We start from the raw sequence: 16883 nt of genomic DNA on the forward strand, positions 1-16883 counted from the left end.
ATGCTAGCGGAGAGGCACGCGACTGAGCCCTGGGACCCTGTCGAAGGCAGTGTCGTCGGAGACGATTGCGGAGTCAAGCGAGAGGGCGGACGCGGCGAGGAAGCTGTCGTAGAAGCTGAGGCCGTATTTCGACTCCAGCTCGCACTGCAGGGCGACGAGGGACGAAGTGACGGTCCCCACCTCCTCCACGCCGTGCTCCCTGAGCACTGCGCCGACGTCGAGCATCGCCTCGCTCGTCTCTGCGGAGCTGCGCCCTCTCGCCCTCAGCACCGCCATGAACTCGAGGAGGCAGACATCCGTGGCCACGAGGTCGCGCCTGGAACCGAGGAGGTGGATGGCCTGGTGGTGCTTGCGGTCGTTGGGGCTGAGAGCGAACAGGACTTCGGTGTCAAGCGCCGGCATGCTTCTTCAGCCACTCCTCGGCCAGCTTCTCGTCACGCTTCTCGTCGTACGGCTCGCGTATTATGCGCCTTAGGCTTTCGTATGGGTCCTTCGGGAGAGGACGGATCAGGATGTCGTCCCCCGCCGCTAGCACCATCACTCTCTGGCCCTCCTCCAACCGCAGCTTCTCCCTTATCCTCTTGGGAACAACTATCGCGAAGCGCTTTCCCACAATGGCATCTTCTGACATTGCTGTCTTCATCAGATGATAAGATGTCTCTCAGATATAAGCGCAGCGGTCAGGAGTGGGATTGCTCGCCCCCGATTAGAGCGAGTTGCGGAGGACGCGGCTGATGGGCTGGGGGCTGAAAATCGGCCTCTTCGTCTTCGCGCTCGTCGCGATTGGCTTTGGGGCCTGGATTATAGCCATCCCGATTCTCGCATTCCTCTTCATCCCACCACTTCTGCCGAAGAGGAAAGCGCCGCGCGAGCAGAATCAGAAGGTTGGCTCCACTGGGAGGCGTAGAATGCCGGGCCTGAAGCTGCTGGGCGGGATTCTCGTCGCGCTCAGCGTCGTGGCTTTCGTCAGTGGAGGGATATTTTCGCCGATCGTGCTCGTGGTGGCAGGCTTCGCTATTCTGTTCAGGCCGAACTTCGGGTCAGGGCTCTCCTCGCGGGTCAAGCCGGTCGACGACTCTGTACTCCTGCGCGGAAGGTTCGTCCCGTTCAGGTGGTTCGCGGTGGCCGAAGCGAAGTTCGCGACGCGCGACCCCGAGGGCGCCCTTTCGGGGATTGACGGGAAACTGCTGCTATTGCCTGCGCCGACTCCCCGCGTCCTCCTCATTTTCTCTGTCGCCTCGCTCCGAAGAGGCGGAGCCGAGAAGGACATTCTTGGGTGTATGAAGGCGGCGGCAAGGACGCTGGGAACGTTGGGCGTTTACCTTCTGCCTCTGAACTCAGAAGATGCGTTCGAGCTCTCGAAGCTGGGAACCAAGCAGACAGGACAACAAGTCAGCGGACTCAGGGACTTCGCTTCGTCCGCGGATTACGGGCCGCTCATGGTGGAGGCCGGAGGGGGCTACGTCGGAAGGTTCGAGATTTACGAATGGGAAGCACCGGGGAAGGGTGGCAACTCCGCGTTCTCCGAGCCAGGTAGACGACTCGGCGACTCACTTCTACTACGCAACCTCTTGCAGGCTGTCATGGTAAGGACTGGAACGCCGCAGCCTGACAGATACACGGCCTTCCTGAGCAGCATGGCAGCCACGGCGGGAGAGACTCTCGGACAGAGGATGACGCAGGCGGCTGAAGGGTCAGACGGCCAAGTCGTTCTTGTCGCGTCGGTCGGCAGCCCGCAGGTGGAGATGAGCAAGGCGCAGCTTCGCTTCCTGACCAACGTCTACTCCTGAGGTGGTGGGACATCGGCCTCGCAGCCAAGCTTCTCGGGCTTGTCGTGGTGCTCGTCGCCGGCGCCCTGACTTGTGTATACTTTAAGTAAGCCATGCTTCTGTATACAGATGATGTCTACCGTGTATAGCGTGCGCATCCCAAAGAAGCTGAAGGAGGCCCTGCAGAAGCTTGACGGGACGGATTGGCAGGGGGAGCTAAGAGCATTCCTAGAGAAGAAGGTGAGGGAGGAGACGATGGCCCGACAGCTCGACGAGGGGAGAAAGCTCAGGTCCAAGATGCGCGCGACAGTCAGCGCAGCGGAAATCGTGAGGGAGGACAGGGAGAACGCCCACTGACGTGGTGCTGGATTCGGCTGCAATTGCAGCGCTCTTCTTCAGGGATTCTCAGTCCGAAAAGGTCGAGGCGGCCTTGGCGAAGTACTCGAACCTCCACACCCTCGACCTTGCGTTCGCCGAGGTCTGCAGCGTCGCGTGGAAGCGGGTCAAGTTCTTCGGTGAGGAGCTGGAGACGGCGTCGAGGGCCCTTGCCCTGGCGAAGGATTTCGTCGACAGCTCCTGCCGCGTCGCACAGAGCAGGGACCTCCTCCAGGAGGCTCTCAGACTGGCAGCGGAGCAGGGCACGACTGCCTACGATTCCCTCTTCCTTTCGCTTGCGCTGAAGTCGAAGACGAAGCTCCTGACCACGGATGAGAAGCTGCACAAGAAGGCGGAATCGTCGTCCAAGACGCGAGGCCTCACTCTAATGCCGTGACTCTTGACAGATGAAGATGCTAACTCATGTCGTGTTCGGCTACTGAGCCTTCTATCTGACCCTGACCGCTCGGTCGAACAAGGCCTGCAGCTTCGGGCTGTCCGCCGCCACCCACACAACCCTGTCTTCCTTGTCGATCATGATCTTGCCGGAGGCATCCAAGTACTCGATCGCCCTCTTGAACGTCTGGTACATCATCTTCTTCGGGAGAGACGTCCAGAGTTCGGTCCTCCTGGGGGGAATCTCGGACTCCTTGATCGTCCTTTCTATCATCAGCAGCGTCTCGAGCGTGGGCCAGTGCCCCTCGGCTCCGGGGCTGAGGACCGATGGCTTCATGCGACGGAATGGGTCGTTTGATTATATAAGTCTATATGATTACTGAGCACTGCGCGGTCGGGCCGAAGGCGGGGACGACAAGGAGCTAATCCATGGCGATTCTAGGGCGCCTAGGGTTCTGTTGCGCTGCTTGGATATGGGGGCTTATGAGCTAAAATGAAATCTCAATTCAAGGAGAATGCAAGCTAGAAAGTCGGTCAAACAGCTCTATCGGCCTAGTCCTCAAGTTCTGTCAATCATGGAAGACTTCCGCCAGATGGTCAACGACTGCGTAAGAATTGGATTGAAGTTTGAGGATGAGAGTCATGCAACTCCCTCGATGAAGAGACTATCCTTGCTGTGTTACGGTCAACTCGAAAGGTATGGGGTCTACTCGGCTTACCGCCTGACAGCGATTAGCAAGGCCGCCGGCATCCTCTCCGCTCGTAAGAAGTCAATCAACCGAGGCTTTCATACTAAGAGCCCTTATGTTTCAAAGCCGCTTCTCGTATCCTGCTACCATCTCAAGATTCAAGATGGCATGCTCAGAGTTCAGCTGGGAGATAAGCGGTGCGAATACATCCCTCTCAACACCCATACCCTCCAATTTCTGTCAGACACTACGCTGAGAATCAATTCCTTTACCTTGACCTGTACTTCTCTGTCGCTCTGCATCTCAAAGGAGGCGATACATATGGAGCCGAGTGAACTCACGAGTACAGTTGGAATCGATAGGAACCTCCGAAACCTCGCTGTAGGAAACATTGAGAAGGTCACCTACTATGACATGAGCAAGATTGTTCAGATTGCCGAAAATACAAGGAGTGTCGTCAGGTCATTCAAGCGCAATGATGTAAGGATCAGACAATCAATCTCTTCGAAGTATGGCAGGAGAAGGAGTGAACGGGTGAAGCAAATCATTCATGGTGTAACGAAACGGATTGTACAGGAGGCGAAGGCGAAGAAACAGGCGATAGTCTTCGAGGAGATTAGAGGAATCCGCAACCTCTATCGGAAGGGAAACGGTCAAGAGAGGTCATTCAGAGGGCGAATGAACTCATGGCCTTTCCATGAGGTGAAGAGGCAGATTGAGTACAAGGCTGCGTGGGAAGGGGTGCCAGTAGTGACTCTATCACGGAATGATACAAGAGGGACCACAATGGACTGCGTGAGATGCGGGGAGAGACTCCAATTACCAGTCCGTGGCGATTTGGAACATCATCGCCAGTTGTGGTGTGAGAAGTGCGAGAGATGGATGGATAGGGACCTCATGGCCGTCCTGAACATCTCTCGCAGGGGGCGGTTGAGGTTCGACCGTTCACTGACGGAAGGCGAGGCAAGCGAAGCAATGAAGGGGAACGCGGAACACGACGGGGAGCCGCTAATCCTCAGAGTGGATGCCTCGAAATTGCGCCTTGCACAGCAGTCGCAATAGAACCGGGCACGACAGCAGGAACGGCATGAGTGTGAGGTCGCCTCTGACCCATTCCATCTTCACGGCACCGGTATGGGGAGCGGGAACGGCGTACGTGCTGTGGCTCGCGGGCTCCGCCCTGGGCTTGGTCGGCCCCGGCTTTGAATGGTTAATCATAGTCTCGGGTGTCCTCGCGGCATATTCTCACCTGCTGCTGGATTCGATCACCGAGGGAGGGGTTTACTTCCTGACCAAGAGGATTGCCATAGCGCACTTCAGCTATTCCAATCCGGCATTGAACGCAGTGTTTGCCGCCGTGGGGCTTCTACTCTTCGTGGTCTGAATCATTTCCCCTAGGCGTCTGGGACAGGGTAGACGAACCACTCTGGATCCTCCAGCTCGTGCCAAATCTTTCTGTATTTGGAGTTCCACTCGAACTCCGCTAACAGGATTTCATGGATGTCGTCGGCGATTGCCCCGTGGTCGTCTGTGCCGAGGACCTCGGCGAATAGCCGTTCAGCGTCCTGGTTCAGTTCGATTACGAGCTTCACAGGGCCTTGGGCTGACAGCTCTTGGTATATGTCCGCTCGTCTAGAGTTCCCGGCCGCGTGTCAAGCATTTCCGGCTTCGGCGTTCATAGACGCAAGACCTCGTCATCCCAATCTGGTTATAGTTCTCTTTCGCTTACCCCTCCCAACCAATTTCGAAATCGATGGCCTCCTGTTTTAAGCAGCCGTCAGGCGATTCTCATCAATGACAAGCGGGGAGAGGGGACACGAAAGCGGATTCGTTGAGCTTGAGCCTGTCGTGGATGGCCTGGGGATGACACACTTTGTGCCGCCGAAGAGATGCAGGAACTGTGAGGATTAGATGAGTGTGTCTGGATTTGGATCAGGCCACATGGGTGGTCGCTTCGAGGTGGTTATTCCGACTAGGGCAGGAAAGGACCTAGAAAACGCCGACAGGACTCGGGATGCGCACATCCGCATCGAAAGCTACAGGCATGTGGGCACTAACGTCTACGTTGACGTCTTCGACTCAGCCACTGAAGATGCTGACGACGCGCACATAGTCTCAGAAGCATTCCCCTGGGCCGATGAAGGAGCCGACCAAGCCACCCGTTTCCTTCAGAAGTTTGGCTTCCGAACGGTAGTCATGATAAAGTAGTTACACTTCAACAGGACTCGGCGTCCGAATGTCGGCGCTCCGGGAACTGCTTACCACCACCTTTTGCTGTACTTGAGACTGATTGTTTCTTCTTCCCTGGCAGGCTTCCTGAATATGTAGAGGTGCTCGTGAGCAATCTTGTAGAAGTCGTACTTGTGACCTCCCCACCGTTCGCGGGTGCTCATGGTCTTGTGCTGCAACTTGATGATGTCCTCCCTAAGAACGAAGCCAGCCTCCAAGTACTTGGCCAAAACACCGATGCTTATCGGGATGTAGTGACGGTGCTTGCGCGTATCCCCAATCAGGATAGCGCAGTGCCGATCCGCTTTCAGTATTCGGAAGCACTCCGCAGCCACCTTTTCCATCTGAGCTAGGAAGTCCTCGAGTTTGAGGGCCGAGAGATCACCCAGCACCCGGGCGTTTGAGTATGGTATGATACCCGCATACGGCGGATGAGTGGCCACAAGATCAATTGACAAGTCTTCGATTGCATCCAGCGAACGAGCGTCGCCGATGTATACCTCAATCTTTGACTTCGGGTGCTGATCTGCGGGGTAATCAAAATCCAGTCTGTTAATTGCGACCATTGCGGCGTCGGGGTTGATATCGACCCCAATTGCGTTGCGCCCCATCAGCTTGCACTCCACTAGGGTTGTACCGCTGCCAGTCATTGGATCGCAAACGGTGTCTCCAGGCTTTGTGAAGTGGTCAACCAGGTTTCTGGGTATGAACGGACTCCAATTGCCCCGATAGTTTCCTACATGAGTAGCCCAATCTCCACGATCGGGGAAGCTCCATACGGTCCACTCTTCCTGAGAGTACGTGTCGGGCTGAAACTTGGTTATCTTCCAATTCTTGACCAGCTGGACGTCTTTGTTCTCGATTCGAACCGAGTCATGCTGTCGAAGAAACTCGGCGTAGTCGTGATGCGTCACCAGCCTCATGCCAGGAATAGCGGCTTGTTGGACTTGGGTTGCCGAATGGGATCTCCTGCCTTTCTTCTGCTTTGATAACCTTCTTTGGGACATAAGAGCGCCACTGTCAAGACGATCGAGCTTAAGTAAGATCTGATCGAGCTTTCTGCAGTGCGATCGTGACACCCGAAGAGAAATACTCTCTCTTTGCCTCCCGCGTTTCTTTCTTTGAGTTTCGTGACGATCTACCGGAGTTCAAACGCTCCGATTTCGATTACTCGAGAATCGGCGATGCCGTTTCCGGCCTCCAGAGGGGCGTTCCCTGGCAGACTGAGCGATTGACGGCGTTCCTCGCAAAAAACCCGCAGGGAGCTCAAGCGATTGAGGGACTCTTCCAGCAGTTCCGATTTAGCGATGCACAACTTACGCACTTCCTCTTTGATGTCAAGGAGGGACTGAACGTTGACGACGTGAACAGACTTTACGACTACGCCATCAGTAACATCCAACACGACCCCCATTGCCAAGACCTCGTCTTGCAAGAGGCCCGGGCCTCGAGTGGCTCACTCGTAACCCTAGATGACCTGCTGACAAACAGCAAACGGTTAGGGCGAGAGATGGTCGTTGGAATCTTCAAGATAGTTGTGTCAAAATACGTATCCGAGGCATCGAAAGAATTCGGAGTCTTCTCACGAAGAATGACGAGCACCCAATTCGGAGTAGCCGATAGACTGGCAGACTATTCCATTAGAGTTCTCAAGCTAAATGACCTGCTCGGTGCCGTGAATGGCATCAAGTATCTTGAAAACAAACAGATTCCAAGAGATACGAAGGGGCTGCACGGTGAATACGCGCAAAGGAGAGTTGAGCAGGCATTGATTGCTGGAAAGTTTCGATCTCTGGAACCTTCCCTCGTGAAGTTGGGAATTGGATCCTTGTTACCAAAGATGATAGACTTGGGCAGGGTTGGTTTGGACCCTCAGGGCCGATACTTCTGTGCACAGAAGATGGTGGAAGGAGTGGGCGAACTGAATGGTAAAGAGAAGAGATTCGATTTTGTTTTGGTAGTTGGAGGCATTCCAAAGCATCTGTTCGAAGTGAACTTCTACGCTACCACTGGTACAAAGATTGGAATCAACGAGCAGGAATATGTCATCCTTCACGACGTTGTAAAGAAGAAGACCCAATTCGAGTTTCATTGGATAACTGACGGGAATTATTGGCTATCGCCAGGAGGCAAGCGGATGTTCCTGAGACTTTTGGAGCGCTTCGGTGAAGTATACAATCTCAATACATTCGCCGAGAACCTTAATTCGTTCTCCTGAATTCGAGTTCGTGATTCCTAATAGTTTCTGACCAGTAACTCGTCAACTGGTCCTCGTTTTGTACCAATGCTGCTTATGGCCCTTCCAGCTTTTACTACCTCGATTCTGTAATCGTAACCTTCGTAGAGCTCCCTCACGCGAGGCGAGTTGCTTAACATCACGTTGCAGCCCCTCCCGGCAAGGATGTTGAACAGTCTTGAGAGGGCCCGCTGGTCATCCCACGTGAAGTCTACAGCTGTGTACGACGTGAAGTTGGCAGTCTTGCTTATCGGGAAATATGGGGGATCAAAGTATACGAAGTCGCCTCGCTTTGGTTCGTCGGCCATGGAATGATAGTCGCGGTGAAGAACAGAGATGCTAGGCATATTGAGCACACGATTTACTGCGACTAGGTTCTTCTCATCATAGACCCTTGGGTTCTTGTATTTGCCGAAAGGCACGTTGAATTCGCCCTTCGCGTTGACTCGATACAGACCATTGTAGCAAGTTCTGTTAAGATAGATTAGGAGCGCAGACCTTTCGGTTCGATTCTTGATGCTCGCGTGCCTTCTGATTTCGTTGAATCTTTTTCTCGCGGAATAGAATTCTTCATGACTCTTCACGCGTCGTTGAAAGTCACGAAGGATAGAAGACAGCCCGCCTAAATCGTCTTTGATTGTGAGGTAGCAGTCGACGAGGTCTGCGTTCGAGTCAGAGAGTCGAGCGCGAGTTATTCTGTTGGTTCTCACGAGATGGAAGAAGACGGCCCCGCCCCCTAGGAATGGTTCGTAATACGTTCCGAATGCCTTCGGGAAACGGGTTTCAAAAGACTGAATGAGCTGAGATTTGCCACCAGCCCATTTGAGGAAGGGAGTGGCTGAGACGCCAGTATCCTCCTTTAGGATCTCCATCGCTCATGTGTGAGTTTAGAGAGTGTTAAATCTAATCAGGGCCGCCGATTCACCAAGCATTTTCCGGAGGCAACACGGCATGTAACACAGAACCCGGCTTGGTCGCGATGAAAGTTGAGAGGCTCGTGGAGCTCCTACCGTGCATAAGGGTTTGTCGAGGGTTCATTGCGCCTCCGCCGGAGCACTCATCCAGTAGCCTCAGCGCTTGATATCTCTAGAAAGCACCACTAAGATGACCTGGCGACTTCGCGAAATCTTCGTAAATCTTTCTGGCTATAGGAGAAGAAATCAGAGAGCATCCGATCGAGTTCTTTGGGTTCGGGGTTCTGGCGCTTGAGACCAACTACCTCTTCAAGTTCGTATGCTTTGCTGGCGGAGTCGACATATATCTTTAGCAAACCAACTCCAAAGCGAGCGGCCTCGGTAATCAAGTACTCGGGGATGGGATGGGCAATGTCTGGAACCTCCACCACTAGGTAGGTATAGTGCGCCCACCTCTGGTGGGAGGCAGCCTCGTACACGCTCGCCAAATCGGTCAAATCAGAGAACCGCTTGATTTCGAAAGTGCTCACTTCTACAGATCTTTGCGGGAGCACGTCGAAGCGACTTACCTGGATTGAAGTGATGTCTGGTCTTGACCATTTGCCGAGCTGACCTTTCCGCACCTTCGATGCAGTGATCCTAGCCCAATACTCGTCGCCGTCATCTCTGACTTCTTTCCCCCAGTTTGCATCTAACCATTGTAAAGCCGGCTCGTACAGTTTGTCCTCGTCACCTACCAACATGGTAGCAAGAAGCGCGGAACCCGAACTCGATGCGGAGATGATAGGAGATGTTGTTTCCTTTCTAGATTCTGTTCGGCCAAATTCGCTCTGGAGGCGGTTTCTTCCTTTTTCAGTAATCCTCCATATCCCGCGTGTCGACCTGTCAAGTTCTCCTTTGCTGACTAAGTGTTGCCTCACCCACTGAACGCGGTTGGTCCAGTAGTTTCCTGTACCCGATGGGAGTTTGCGATTGAGGTCTTCGGTTGTCAGGTTGGGAAACAATCCAGTGACCAGTCGTACTGCCTCCTTCATCCTCAACTCGCCCCCTGACTCCGCTATGACTTTGAGAAGCGGCAATTCGACGTCCTTCTGCGCTGGTATGGGCAACCTGCGGTAGACGACGAACGAGCTTTGGATTTAACCATTGCAGAACTGGAGAATCAGAATTGAGAGGGATTCCATGCACCTCCGCCGGGACATTTGGCTTGGGCGATTAGAGAGGCTTATTGCGTGACAGTCGGAGTGCCCAACCGGAATGAATGCGCGCCGAGGCAGAGCCCGTGCAAGACCTTGCCTACGAGGACGTGTGGCAAGGCCACTATCACATTTCAGCGGCTCGGGCCCAGCGTGACCTTCGTCCCGTGAAGCTCCCCTCTGAAAGAAGCAAGTCTTCTTCCAACTCTACAATGTTCAATGGCGCAGGAACCGTGAATCTATTGGAACTTATTTTTGCAAGAACTTTTCGAGATTCAACCCCCTTCTCCATTGCCACATTTGATGCTCACGAGAAACCAGACGCTCGGTTTCTTCGACTAGACCAAGGAACTCCTGTTTCGTTGTTGCGTCCTCCATTGTTTTTGCGATTTCCTCGAGTGATTCGTGTGAGTACTCGTAGGGCTCCACCAATTCGTCGTAACGTCTGCTTTGTGCCCAGCCAATCAAGCTTGAGATGGTTGTGGCTATGATGGTCAGGAGGACCGATGCTCCGAAAGAAACCTCTAAGAATCCCACTACTGCAATGACTACGCCAGCTCCCTGCAGGAGTGTCGCAGCGAAGGCATAGACAGTTGACAGCTGTTGGTTTCGTTTCGCTTTCGCCAAGTACCACTTACTCTGGTCGAGAACTCTCTCTTTGATGTAGACCTCGCGTTGTTGCTCCCATGGAGCACGCCGCAGATGTTTCATGGTATCAGTCGTTTCGTCTTCGAGTTTTGCTGCGTCGACTAGACCCAATGTCTTGGTGTATCTAGACCTGGCGAATGTTACTTGTTCAACAAGATTCCTAGCGGAATCGTCTTCGGTCTCGAAACCAGCCGATGCCGTGGCGTATTGCCACTGCATGCTCTTCGCTGTCTCGGCGACCGCGCGCGCCTCGAACCACTTTCTCTCAAAGCGGAAGATTTGGCGACTAACCTGTGCTACCATCCCTACTACTAGAAGTAGGATTATTGTCAGGACGAGACCCTGCGAGAGCACCTCAAAGACAGCACTCCAACCTGAAACAATTGATACGCCAACGCTTCCGCCGAGCTCTAGGAGGACGGTGACTCTCGTCCAAAGTTCGTTCCTTCGCGCGATTCTAGAGGCTATCGAGTGCGTGTCTCTGGGTTGCAAGGATTGCTCCAGTTCAAATCAGGCTGCACGAGCAGGTTCAATGCCAGAGTTGTGTTCGGCCAACTTCGTCGCAACCTTCCCGCAGACTGCCTCGAAGTCGGCTTGGTCAAACTCAAGCCTGTCGAGCGGCTGTATCGTAAAGCCAATGTGAAGCCCCTTCTCCATAATGGGGATTACGGGTTTTCCCAGACCCAGAGCAATCCCGACTTCTTGATCTACGCCGCTTGAGGGATTTGCCTTCGTGTAAATTGCAACGACGTAGTCGGACTCTTGGATCTTCACCCTGACCTTGTCCTGAATCGGCGTGCCTGGACTCAACTCCTCCTCTGCCGCATACACCCTCATGTTCTTCTTCAGGAGCGCGTCTCTCAGGGTATTCTTGAATGACTCGTCGGCAAAAGAGTGAGCTATGAAGACAAGGGCTCTCTCCGGCGGCCTCGCCCTCGCGCCCGATTCTATCCGAGTTAAGAGGTCCTCGACTCCTCTCTTGTAGCTCCCCATGAAGTCTATCACGAATCTGCCGATGATTGCATCGGGAACTTCGCACTTCTTGTACATTATCGGGAGGACCGATATCTTCTTCTCTTCTAGCTCTTTGACTAGTTCTACGATGAGATCTTCCCGGACCCAAGCCGACTTTACGGAGTCTTGGCTCAGCACGACTCCTAGGCTGTCGCCTTCCTCCATCTGCGGATGATTGACAGGGCGGATTGGATTCCCATCTTTGAGGTCGAAGTTGTCAGCCCAGACCTCGACCCTGTAGCCCCGGAGGTCCGTCGCCAGCTTCTCGACGAACGCTCTGTCTTTGCCGGAGTGGGCTAAAGCGATGCGCGGCGGGTTCTCTTTGTTGAACTTGAATATTCTCTTGAGGTGTATGTAGCTTCCGCTCACATCGTCTAGCGAGTAGGACACGACTAGGCCTAACTGTCCTGCCTTCTCCTCGTCCAGCTCAACGGCTAAGTAAAAACAGAAATCTCTGTAGGAAACGGATCTCGAGTAGTAGCTTTGGATGAATTCTGCGTCTCCTACTCTAATCTTGCCCGGCGGCATCCCGTCGACCACCGTCTTGGCGACGCTAAGTTGGAAGGGAATTCCAGAGAGTTCTGCCTTGTTGGGCGGCCCCGTCAGATTGAAGTAGAGACTCGTGCCCGTTCCTTCGGGTACGATATACAGAGATTTCAGCAGGAGGAGGTAGCCCGCATTCATCTTTCTGGTCAAATCGGCGGTAAGAGAGATTACTTCTCTCAAATCCGATGCCTCCCTGCCGGGGGTCTGGACTCCTCCCGCAAGACCAGCCTCTACTCGCAGAAGGCTGTCATGGTACCTTGTGATGTCTTGGACCGTCGCCGGATGGAAGATTTTGCAGAAGATTTGTTGCCAGCAACCCGGGGAGTCTTCAGAACCATTCGTCATCAGCCTCACTAGGTCCGAGAGAGAGAGCAGGTCAGTCTCGCGAGACCAGCTTGCTCTCCTCTGTTGGTTCGCGTTGACGGACGCCAGGATTTTCTCACGGGACTTGGCGTCTGCGTGCTTGAGGCGGTTGGGGAAGTCCCCGTAGACCAAGGTCATGACGTTGTTCACGAAGATTCGAGTCTTCTTCTCGATGAATTCGCGGAGTTCGCCGACGCATTCCTCGCTCTTCCCCGCAATCCATTTGTCTCTTGCCTCAACCAGGGCTTTCGCGTCTTCGTTGTCGAGCCCATTTGAGCTAACGTGGACCCAGCTCAGGGCGTGGTATTCCTTTCTTACGAACTCAAAGAGGGTCTTGAACGCCCGGTTATAGCTCCCGATGGTATTCCAGAAGTTGTCCGGGTGCACACAGTCTTCTTCGTCCATGATTCTCCTCTGAAAGTCCGCGACGTCGTCGGGGAAGTTCCAGAAATTCTCCCAGAAAGTGAGGTCAACATGGTCGGCAGGAGATTCGTCAGACCGCTCTACGAAGGTGACAAAAAACTGAGTCAGAACGTTCAGTGACTCGATGCATTTGCTCAATACCTCTCGGTTGGTAGTACGTTCCGTGTAATATGCCAGAGCTTCCACAATCTCCGTGTGTAGGGCCAGTATCTTGGCCAACATGTCTCGGGAGTCGGCCTCGCATTCTTCGGAGAAGGCCTTGATTTGTTCAATCTCCTTGCTCATCCTGAACTGTTGCCTGATTACCTGCGGGATGCCGTAGATTTTGAAAAGGTAGTCGTCCAGAGAAAGTGGATACTGCTCAGCAATCGCCTTGCTCACGTCTTCGAGCTCCTGGCAAACAGCCCACGAGTGCTGGTGGTCGCCGTCGTCAACTCTCGAAATCAAGAGGGCGCTTTCAAGCGCCTTGAGGTAGAACAGGCGCCCCTGCGTTTCGAGTTCCCTGAGATAGGGAAGGTTCCTTGCCTCTGCGATGTCTTCGTCTCTTAGCCTCTTTGTTCTCTCGTTCCTGAAAATGTCTGTCAGAAGCCTGATACAGATGCTCCTGTTCCGTTGGTCGCCCTTTATTCTATCCTCCAGCAGCGTCCTGAACCGATTGCTGAGAGTCTGGTTGCGTTGGAACACTCCTCTAATCTTCGAGAGTATCTCCGCGGGTATCTTCACGGGGTCGAAGGCGAGCGCGGTGAAGTCGTCGTGATCGAATTGGAACTCGAGCCTTTCCATGAACTTGCGAAACGTGAGCTCCTCTTTGTGCACCACCAGGTTGGTGTAGACCTGCTCCACATAGTCCACCCTTATCGCCCGCTTTACTTCTGGGTTGGGATAGAACGACTCCAGCCTTTTGTTGAGCATCTCGTTGGCCTCATCTACGGTGATCGGCGCTATTGTCTCTCTGCGGACCAGAGATGCGGAGTAGCTCGAGTCTGAGGAGATGGTTTCCTTCCAGGACAGAGCTCCTGCGACGTAGAAGCCCAATTTCCCAGATACATCGTCGAAGTACTCGTCCTTCGGGGCCTGGAGGTACTTCAGAAACGTGAGCGCTGCAGGAGCATCAACGTCCAACTTGTTCAGATTGTCAATGAACACCAAAATCCCGTTGAACTTCGGCTTCTGGCCCAACCTTCTCATGAGCTCCTTCAGGGATAGTTCTTGACCGCTTTCCCCCAGCCCCAGAATTCTCCTCAGTTCGGCCGCAAACTGTTCTTCGAAGGCGGCCCTGAAGCCGTCGAAGTTCCCGTAGCCGCTCAGCCTAAGGAACGCGGTGTCTATCTGACGTAGGGCCGCCGCGCGCTGTAAATACTGCAGGATGGCCGATTTGCCTGAACCGTATATCCCGAAGAAGACGGTACTCTTGAATAGCTCCTGCGGCAGCTCGTCCATGTATCGAATGTATTTCTGGAACAAAGGTGTCTTGACAATTACCGAGTCAAAGCGCTGAGGCTCGATGCCATAGAGCCCCTGCCTCTCCTTGAACGGGTTCGCGGTCAGGTGTAGCTTTTCCCACCATTCCAATCTCTCCTCCGTGTCAATCTCCTCGGGGAGCTTGACTGGCTCTTGAAACTCCTTGCCGTCGATGACTGAAGGAAGGGCAGCGATTTTGGCCATCTTCTCCTCGAGTGTCCGGTCGGCCTCCTCGATTGCTCGTTCGTTTTCTAACCTCGTGCCCTGTGTTTTCAGCTCCTTCTCGAGCTGGGCACGGACCTGTTCACGAATCGACTCCAAGAAATCGCCCCGCCGCACCTGGGCGTAGTCTATATCTGGCCCTGTGTGCCTGGCCTCGATAGCGTCTTGGAATGGCTCTGGATTGAGACGCTTCTCCTTCATCAATCCGTTCGACAGTACCTCGTCTAGTTTCTCCCTTGTGGTTATCTGCGACCTCCTGATGAGGAACCAGACCGTCTCTGCCGCTATCTCGCTGTCGCGTGGGTATCCCTGTCCAGACTCACCGTACCTCACCAGAAAGTATTCTCGTTTCTTGTCACGATATTTCTTTTGATCGAATGGGGAGGAAGTTAGCAGTTCGAGATTGTTATCATCGCGGATGAACCCATGGATGAGTTCGAGGCGATCCAACCCGCTTGGTATAAGCGGAATGTTATTTACGAGTGTTTGATGATAATCTTGGCGATTCCTGGTGCGTATGCGAGTCTCTTCTGAGAACCTTTCTCCAAACTCTTCTGAGACACATTAACATGTGACAGGCAAGCCTCGCCGTGAACAGGTGTTCATTGAACCTCCGCCGAGAAAATCGTATGATTCTGGCTGTTGGTTTCATCCCTTCCCATCCTGGCGTGGAGAGGGCAGCGTAACTATCCCATGGAATCCAATGCCAGACAGTCGTCAGCTCATGAGCTCTGACACTAGGGCCTTCGCTGTATCGGCAATCAAAGACGATCGCCTGTGCAAGAAGGATTCGAAGTCATCATCTAGAATTCCAAACTCCTTGAGGTCGCCTATGAGGTGACTTGATAGTGCTTCCGAGAGGTGGCTGTTCTTCTTTTGCAGCTCAGTGATGTACTCGCTGGGTGGTCGGTTCGAGAATCCGATGTTATCTCCCAAAGGCACAAGAGCAATATTAGCCATGCTGTTGATGTATGGTTTGACCTCTTTCTCGAAATCCTTGTCACCACCGTACTTTGTTTGTAGAAAGTCCTTTGGAAAGATGTGATGGAGGCTCCTGTTGTTCACCTCCGCGAAACTTGTCCCTAAGTTGATTCTTGTGTTGTTGACCAAGTTCAATGGTTCTTTGCTCCCTAGAATCCAAAGGATCGTTCGACTCACTGCAGACTGCGCACTGAACTCGGACTCCCTTACTTTCTTGGCGTCTAGCACTTGAATCTCGGTGAAGGGGTCGTGTGAGTTGTCAGACTTCAGCGCATTCATCTCAGTGATGTCAGCCTCAGCTTTGGGATTCTGTCCTTGAACGTATCTCTCAGACAATCCAACGTGGAGGACATAGCGCTTTAGCTTTCGTGCCGTTGTCGGGTCAACACTCGTAGCGGGTCTGTTGTAGAAGAAGGCTGTCAAAGGAGCCAGCATCACGTCATAGGGAAGGAACTTCGATGTAGGAACACCAAGGGTGTCTCTGGCTCGGTCTATCGCAATCTTCAGTGACTTCTCCATGATGTTCCACTCCGCCTCGAGCCTTTCTCCCGAACCCAGAATGTGCTCTCGAGAGATTCCGCCTTTGAGGCATGCTGAGAAACACTGTAGAATCGTCCTATCGCTAATGGAGAACCCGCGGGCGTCAAGGAAGCCTGTGAGATCATTAATCCTATTTCTCAGATTGAATTTCTCTGTGTATGTTTTCGCTACCATGAGGTCTACTACTGTTAGTACCGTTCCGGTGTTATTCGTCCTCTCAAAGATTGTTGCGGCAGTTCCCAGATCCTGCCTGACGATAACCGTAGGCAATGCCAATTGGGTGAACCGTTCATACAGTTGGATGTACGATTGGATATTGTCATCGTGAGCGATGGTGGATTCGAGTTTCTTCAGAACGCCCATGTTCATGGAGGAACTCTTTGAAGGCCAGTCGATTTTGATTGCTTCGTCCACTGGCAACATCGTCTTGTCGTTCGTTGCGTCCGTGTTGCCTACCAAGTCATTCTTGTTGATTAGTTTGAATTCCCTCGTTGCAAGGTTGTAGAACGCCCTGTATTGGTTGTGCTTGCGGCCACCTATCTGCAGGTTGTTCTTGAGAATGGTTAGAAGCGTAACAAGTCGCTGCTGTCCATCAAGTAAGTACCGAGCCTCAATGCCGTCTTTCAGATCTTGTAATGCCAGCCTCGCGGGGTTCAGTTCTTTCAGCCTTTCGGTAGTAGCCCAAACTAGAATAGATCCAATCGGGTACCCAAGACTGATACTCTTGAGAAACTCCATGATTTGCTCTTCACCCCAAATGAATGCTCTCTGGAAGTCTGGAATGCGCAGAGTCCCATTATGCATTTCTGACAACAGCGCCGTCAGCTTTACTGTGTCCACCTCGGGCAGAGCTGGCATGGGGACGGTTCGGTCTCCGGCTA

17 protein-coding genes are annotated in these 16883 nt (G+C 53.3%); 7 read left to right on the plus strand and 10 right to left on the minus strand.

The annotated features are described in order from the left end of the window. Window positions 1-3: 3 nt before the first annotated feature. Both LYZ69_06065 and LYZ69_06070 read right to left on the minus strand, forming a co-directional pair. Window positions 4-402, minus strand: coding sequence for a type II toxin-antitoxin system VapC family toxin (locus LYZ69_06065; GenBank protein ID MDV3278018.1), 399 nt, complete (start codon window positions 400-402; stop codon window positions 4-6). Then, a complete protein-coding gene (locus LYZ69_06070; GenBank protein ID MDV3278019.1) occupies window positions 389-643 on the minus strand; it encodes an AbrB/MazE/SpoVT family DNA-binding domain-containing protein in 255 nt (84 codons plus the stop codon). The genes LYZ69_06065 and LYZ69_06070 overlap by 14 nt, the downstream gene beginning before the upstream one ends. Window positions 644-734: 91 nt before the next feature. On the opposite strand from LYZ69_06070, the gene LYZ69_06075 reads away from it, so the two are divergent. The 3 genes from LYZ69_06075 (at window position 735) to LYZ69_06085 (ending at window position 2541) form a co-directional block, all read left to right on the plus strand. Further along, window positions 735-1790, plus strand: a complete 1056-nt coding sequence (locus LYZ69_06075; protein MDV3278020.1) for a hypothetical protein — start codon at window positions 735-737, stop codon at window positions 1788-1790. A gap of 111 nt (window positions 1791-1901) precedes the next feature. Further along, window positions 1902-2126: a hypothetical protein gene (locus tag LYZ69_06080; protein MDV3278021.1), complete on the plus strand. Its 225-nt coding sequence runs from the start codon at window positions 1902-1904 to the stop codon at window positions 2124-2126. A gap of 1 nt (window position 2127) precedes the next feature. Beyond that, complete coding sequence (locus LYZ69_06085; protein MDV3278022.1) at window positions 2128-2541, plus strand: type II toxin-antitoxin system VapC family toxin; 414 nt, start codon at window positions 2128-2130, stop codon at window positions 2539-2541. A 51-nt stretch (window positions 2542-2592) separates the two neighbouring features. On the opposite strand, the gene LYZ69_06090 is transcribed toward LYZ69_06085, so the two are convergent. Continuing rightward, window positions 2593-2877: a hypothetical protein gene (locus tag LYZ69_06090; protein MDV3278023.1), complete on the minus strand. Its 285-nt coding sequence runs from the start codon at window positions 2875-2877 to the stop codon at window positions 2593-2595. A gap of 178 nt (window positions 2878-3055) precedes the next feature. Between LYZ69_06090 and LYZ69_06095 the strand changes: the two genes are divergently transcribed. Both LYZ69_06095 and LYZ69_06100 read left to right on the plus strand, forming a co-directional pair. Then, window positions 3056-4291, plus strand: a complete 1236-nt coding sequence (locus LYZ69_06095) for a transposase (GenBank protein ID MDV3278024.1) — start codon at window positions 3056-3058, stop codon at window positions 4289-4291. 25 nt (window positions 4292-4316) lie between these two features. Continuing rightward, window positions 4317-4613: a hypothetical protein gene (locus tag LYZ69_06100; GenBank protein MDV3278025.1), complete on the plus strand. Its 297-nt coding sequence runs from the start codon at window positions 4317-4319 to the stop codon at window positions 4611-4613. A 10-nt stretch (window positions 4614-4623) separates the two neighbouring features. On the opposite strand, the gene LYZ69_06105 is transcribed toward LYZ69_06100, so the two are convergent. After that, a complete protein-coding gene (locus LYZ69_06105) occupies window positions 4624-4821 on the minus strand; it encodes a hypothetical protein (GenBank protein ID MDV3278026.1) in 198 nt (65 codons plus the stop codon). A gap of 367 nt (window positions 4822-5188) precedes the next feature. Between LYZ69_06105 and LYZ69_06110 the strand changes: the two genes are divergently transcribed. Then, window positions 5189-5437 carry a hypothetical protein gene (locus tag LYZ69_06110; protein MDV3278027.1) on the plus strand — a complete coding sequence of 83 codons (249 nt, stop codon included), beginning with the start codon at window positions 5189-5191 and terminating at the stop codon, window positions 5435-5437. A gap of 50 nt (window positions 5438-5487) precedes the next feature. Here LYZ69_06110 and LYZ69_06115 read toward each other — a convergent pair whose 3' ends face one another. Next, window positions 5488-6381, minus strand: a complete 894-nt coding sequence (locus LYZ69_06115; GenBank protein MDV3278028.1) for a hypothetical protein — start codon at window positions 6379-6381, stop codon at window positions 5488-5490. Between the two features lie 149 nt (window positions 6382-6530). Between LYZ69_06115 and LYZ69_06120 the strand changes: the two genes are divergently transcribed. Next, window positions 6531-7676 (plus strand): type II restriction endonuclease, encoded by a 1146-nt coding sequence (locus LYZ69_06120; GenBank protein ID MDV3278029.1) that lies wholly within the window; start codon window positions 6531-6533, stop codon window positions 7674-7676. 17 nt (window positions 7677-7693) lie between these two features. On the opposite strand, the gene LYZ69_06125 is transcribed toward LYZ69_06120, so the two are convergent. The 5 genes from LYZ69_06125 to LYZ69_06145 form a co-directional block, all read right to left on the minus strand. After that, the gene (locus tag LYZ69_06125) at window positions 7694-8566 is read right to left on the minus strand and encodes a DNA adenine methylase (protein MDV3278030.1); all 873 of its coding nucleotides are present in this window, start codon (window positions 8564-8566) and stop codon (window positions 7694-7696) included. A 227-nt stretch (window positions 8567-8793) separates the two neighbouring features. Beyond that, on the minus strand, window positions 8794-9687 hold the full coding sequence (locus LYZ69_06130; GenBank protein MDV3278031.1) for a winged helix-turn-helix domain-containing protein: 894 nt from the start codon (window positions 9685-9687) through the stop codon (window positions 8794-8796). Between the two features lie 366 nt (window positions 9688-10053). Beyond that, a complete protein-coding gene (locus LYZ69_06135) occupies window positions 10054-10944 on the minus strand; it encodes a DUF4231 domain-containing protein (protein ID MDV3278032.1) in 891 nt (296 codons plus the stop codon). Between the two features lie 18 nt (window positions 10945-10962). Continuing rightward, window positions 10963-14814: a toll/interleukin-1 receptor domain-containing protein gene (locus LYZ69_06140; protein ID MDV3278033.1), complete on the minus strand. Its 3852-nt coding sequence runs from the start codon at window positions 14812-14814 to the stop codon at window positions 10963-10965. Window positions 14815-15198: 384 nt separating this feature from the next. Next, on the minus strand, window positions 15199-16806 hold the full coding sequence (locus LYZ69_06145) for a DUF262 domain-containing protein (GenBank protein MDV3278034.1): 1608 nt from the start codon (window positions 16804-16806) through the stop codon (window positions 15199-15201). Between the last annotated feature and the right edge of the window lie 77 nt (window positions 16807-16883).

The organism is Nitrososphaerales archaeon, assembly GCA_032906765.1.
Classification (GTDB): domain Archaea; phylum Thermoproteota; class Nitrososphaeria; order Nitrososphaerales; family Gagatemarchaeaceae; genus DASPPF01.

What these genes read in the sequence shown, in the direction of transcription:
- LYZ69_06065 (MDV3278018.1), bottom strand. Translation starts at nt 402, where the DNA reads ATGCCGGCGCTTGACACCGAAGTCCTGTTCGCTCTCAGCCCCAACGAC.
- LYZ69_06070 (MDV3278019.1), bottom strand. Translation starts at nt 643, where the DNA reads ATGAAGACAGCAATGTCAGAAGATGCCATTGTGGGAAAGCGCTTCGCG.
- LYZ69_06075 (MDV3278020.1), top strand. Translation starts at nt 735, where the DNA reads ATGGGCTGGGGGCTGAAAATCGGCCTCTTCGTCTTCGCGCTCGTCGCG.
- LYZ69_06080 (MDV3278021.1), top strand. Translation starts at nt 1,902, where the DNA reads ATGTCTACCGTGTATAGCGTGCGCATCCCAAAGAAGCTGAAGGAGGCC.
- LYZ69_06090 (MDV3278023.1), bottom strand. Translation starts at nt 2,877, where the DNA reads ATGAAGCCATCGGTCCTCAGCCCCGGAGCCGAGGGGCACTGGCCCACG.
- LYZ69_06095 (MDV3278024.1), top strand. Translation starts at nt 3,056, where the DNA reads ATGCAAGCTAGAAAGTCGGTCAAACAGCTCTATCGGCCTAGTCCTCAA.
- LYZ69_06100 (MDV3278025.1), top strand. Translation starts at nt 4,317, where the DNA reads ATGAGTGTGAGGTCGCCTCTGACCCATTCCATCTTCACGGCACCGGTA.
- LYZ69_06115 (MDV3278028.1), bottom strand. Translation starts at nt 6,381, where the DNA reads ATGAGGCTGGTGACGCATCACGACTACGCCGAGTTTCTTCGACAGCAT.
- LYZ69_06125 (MDV3278030.1), bottom strand. Translation starts at nt 8,566, where the DNA reads ATGGAGATCCTAAAGGAGGATACTGGCGTCTCAGCCACTCCCTTCCTC.
- LYZ69_06145 (MDV3278034.1), bottom strand. Translation starts at nt 16,806, where the DNA reads ATGCATAATGGGACTCTGCGCATTCCAGACTTCCAGAGAGCATTCATT.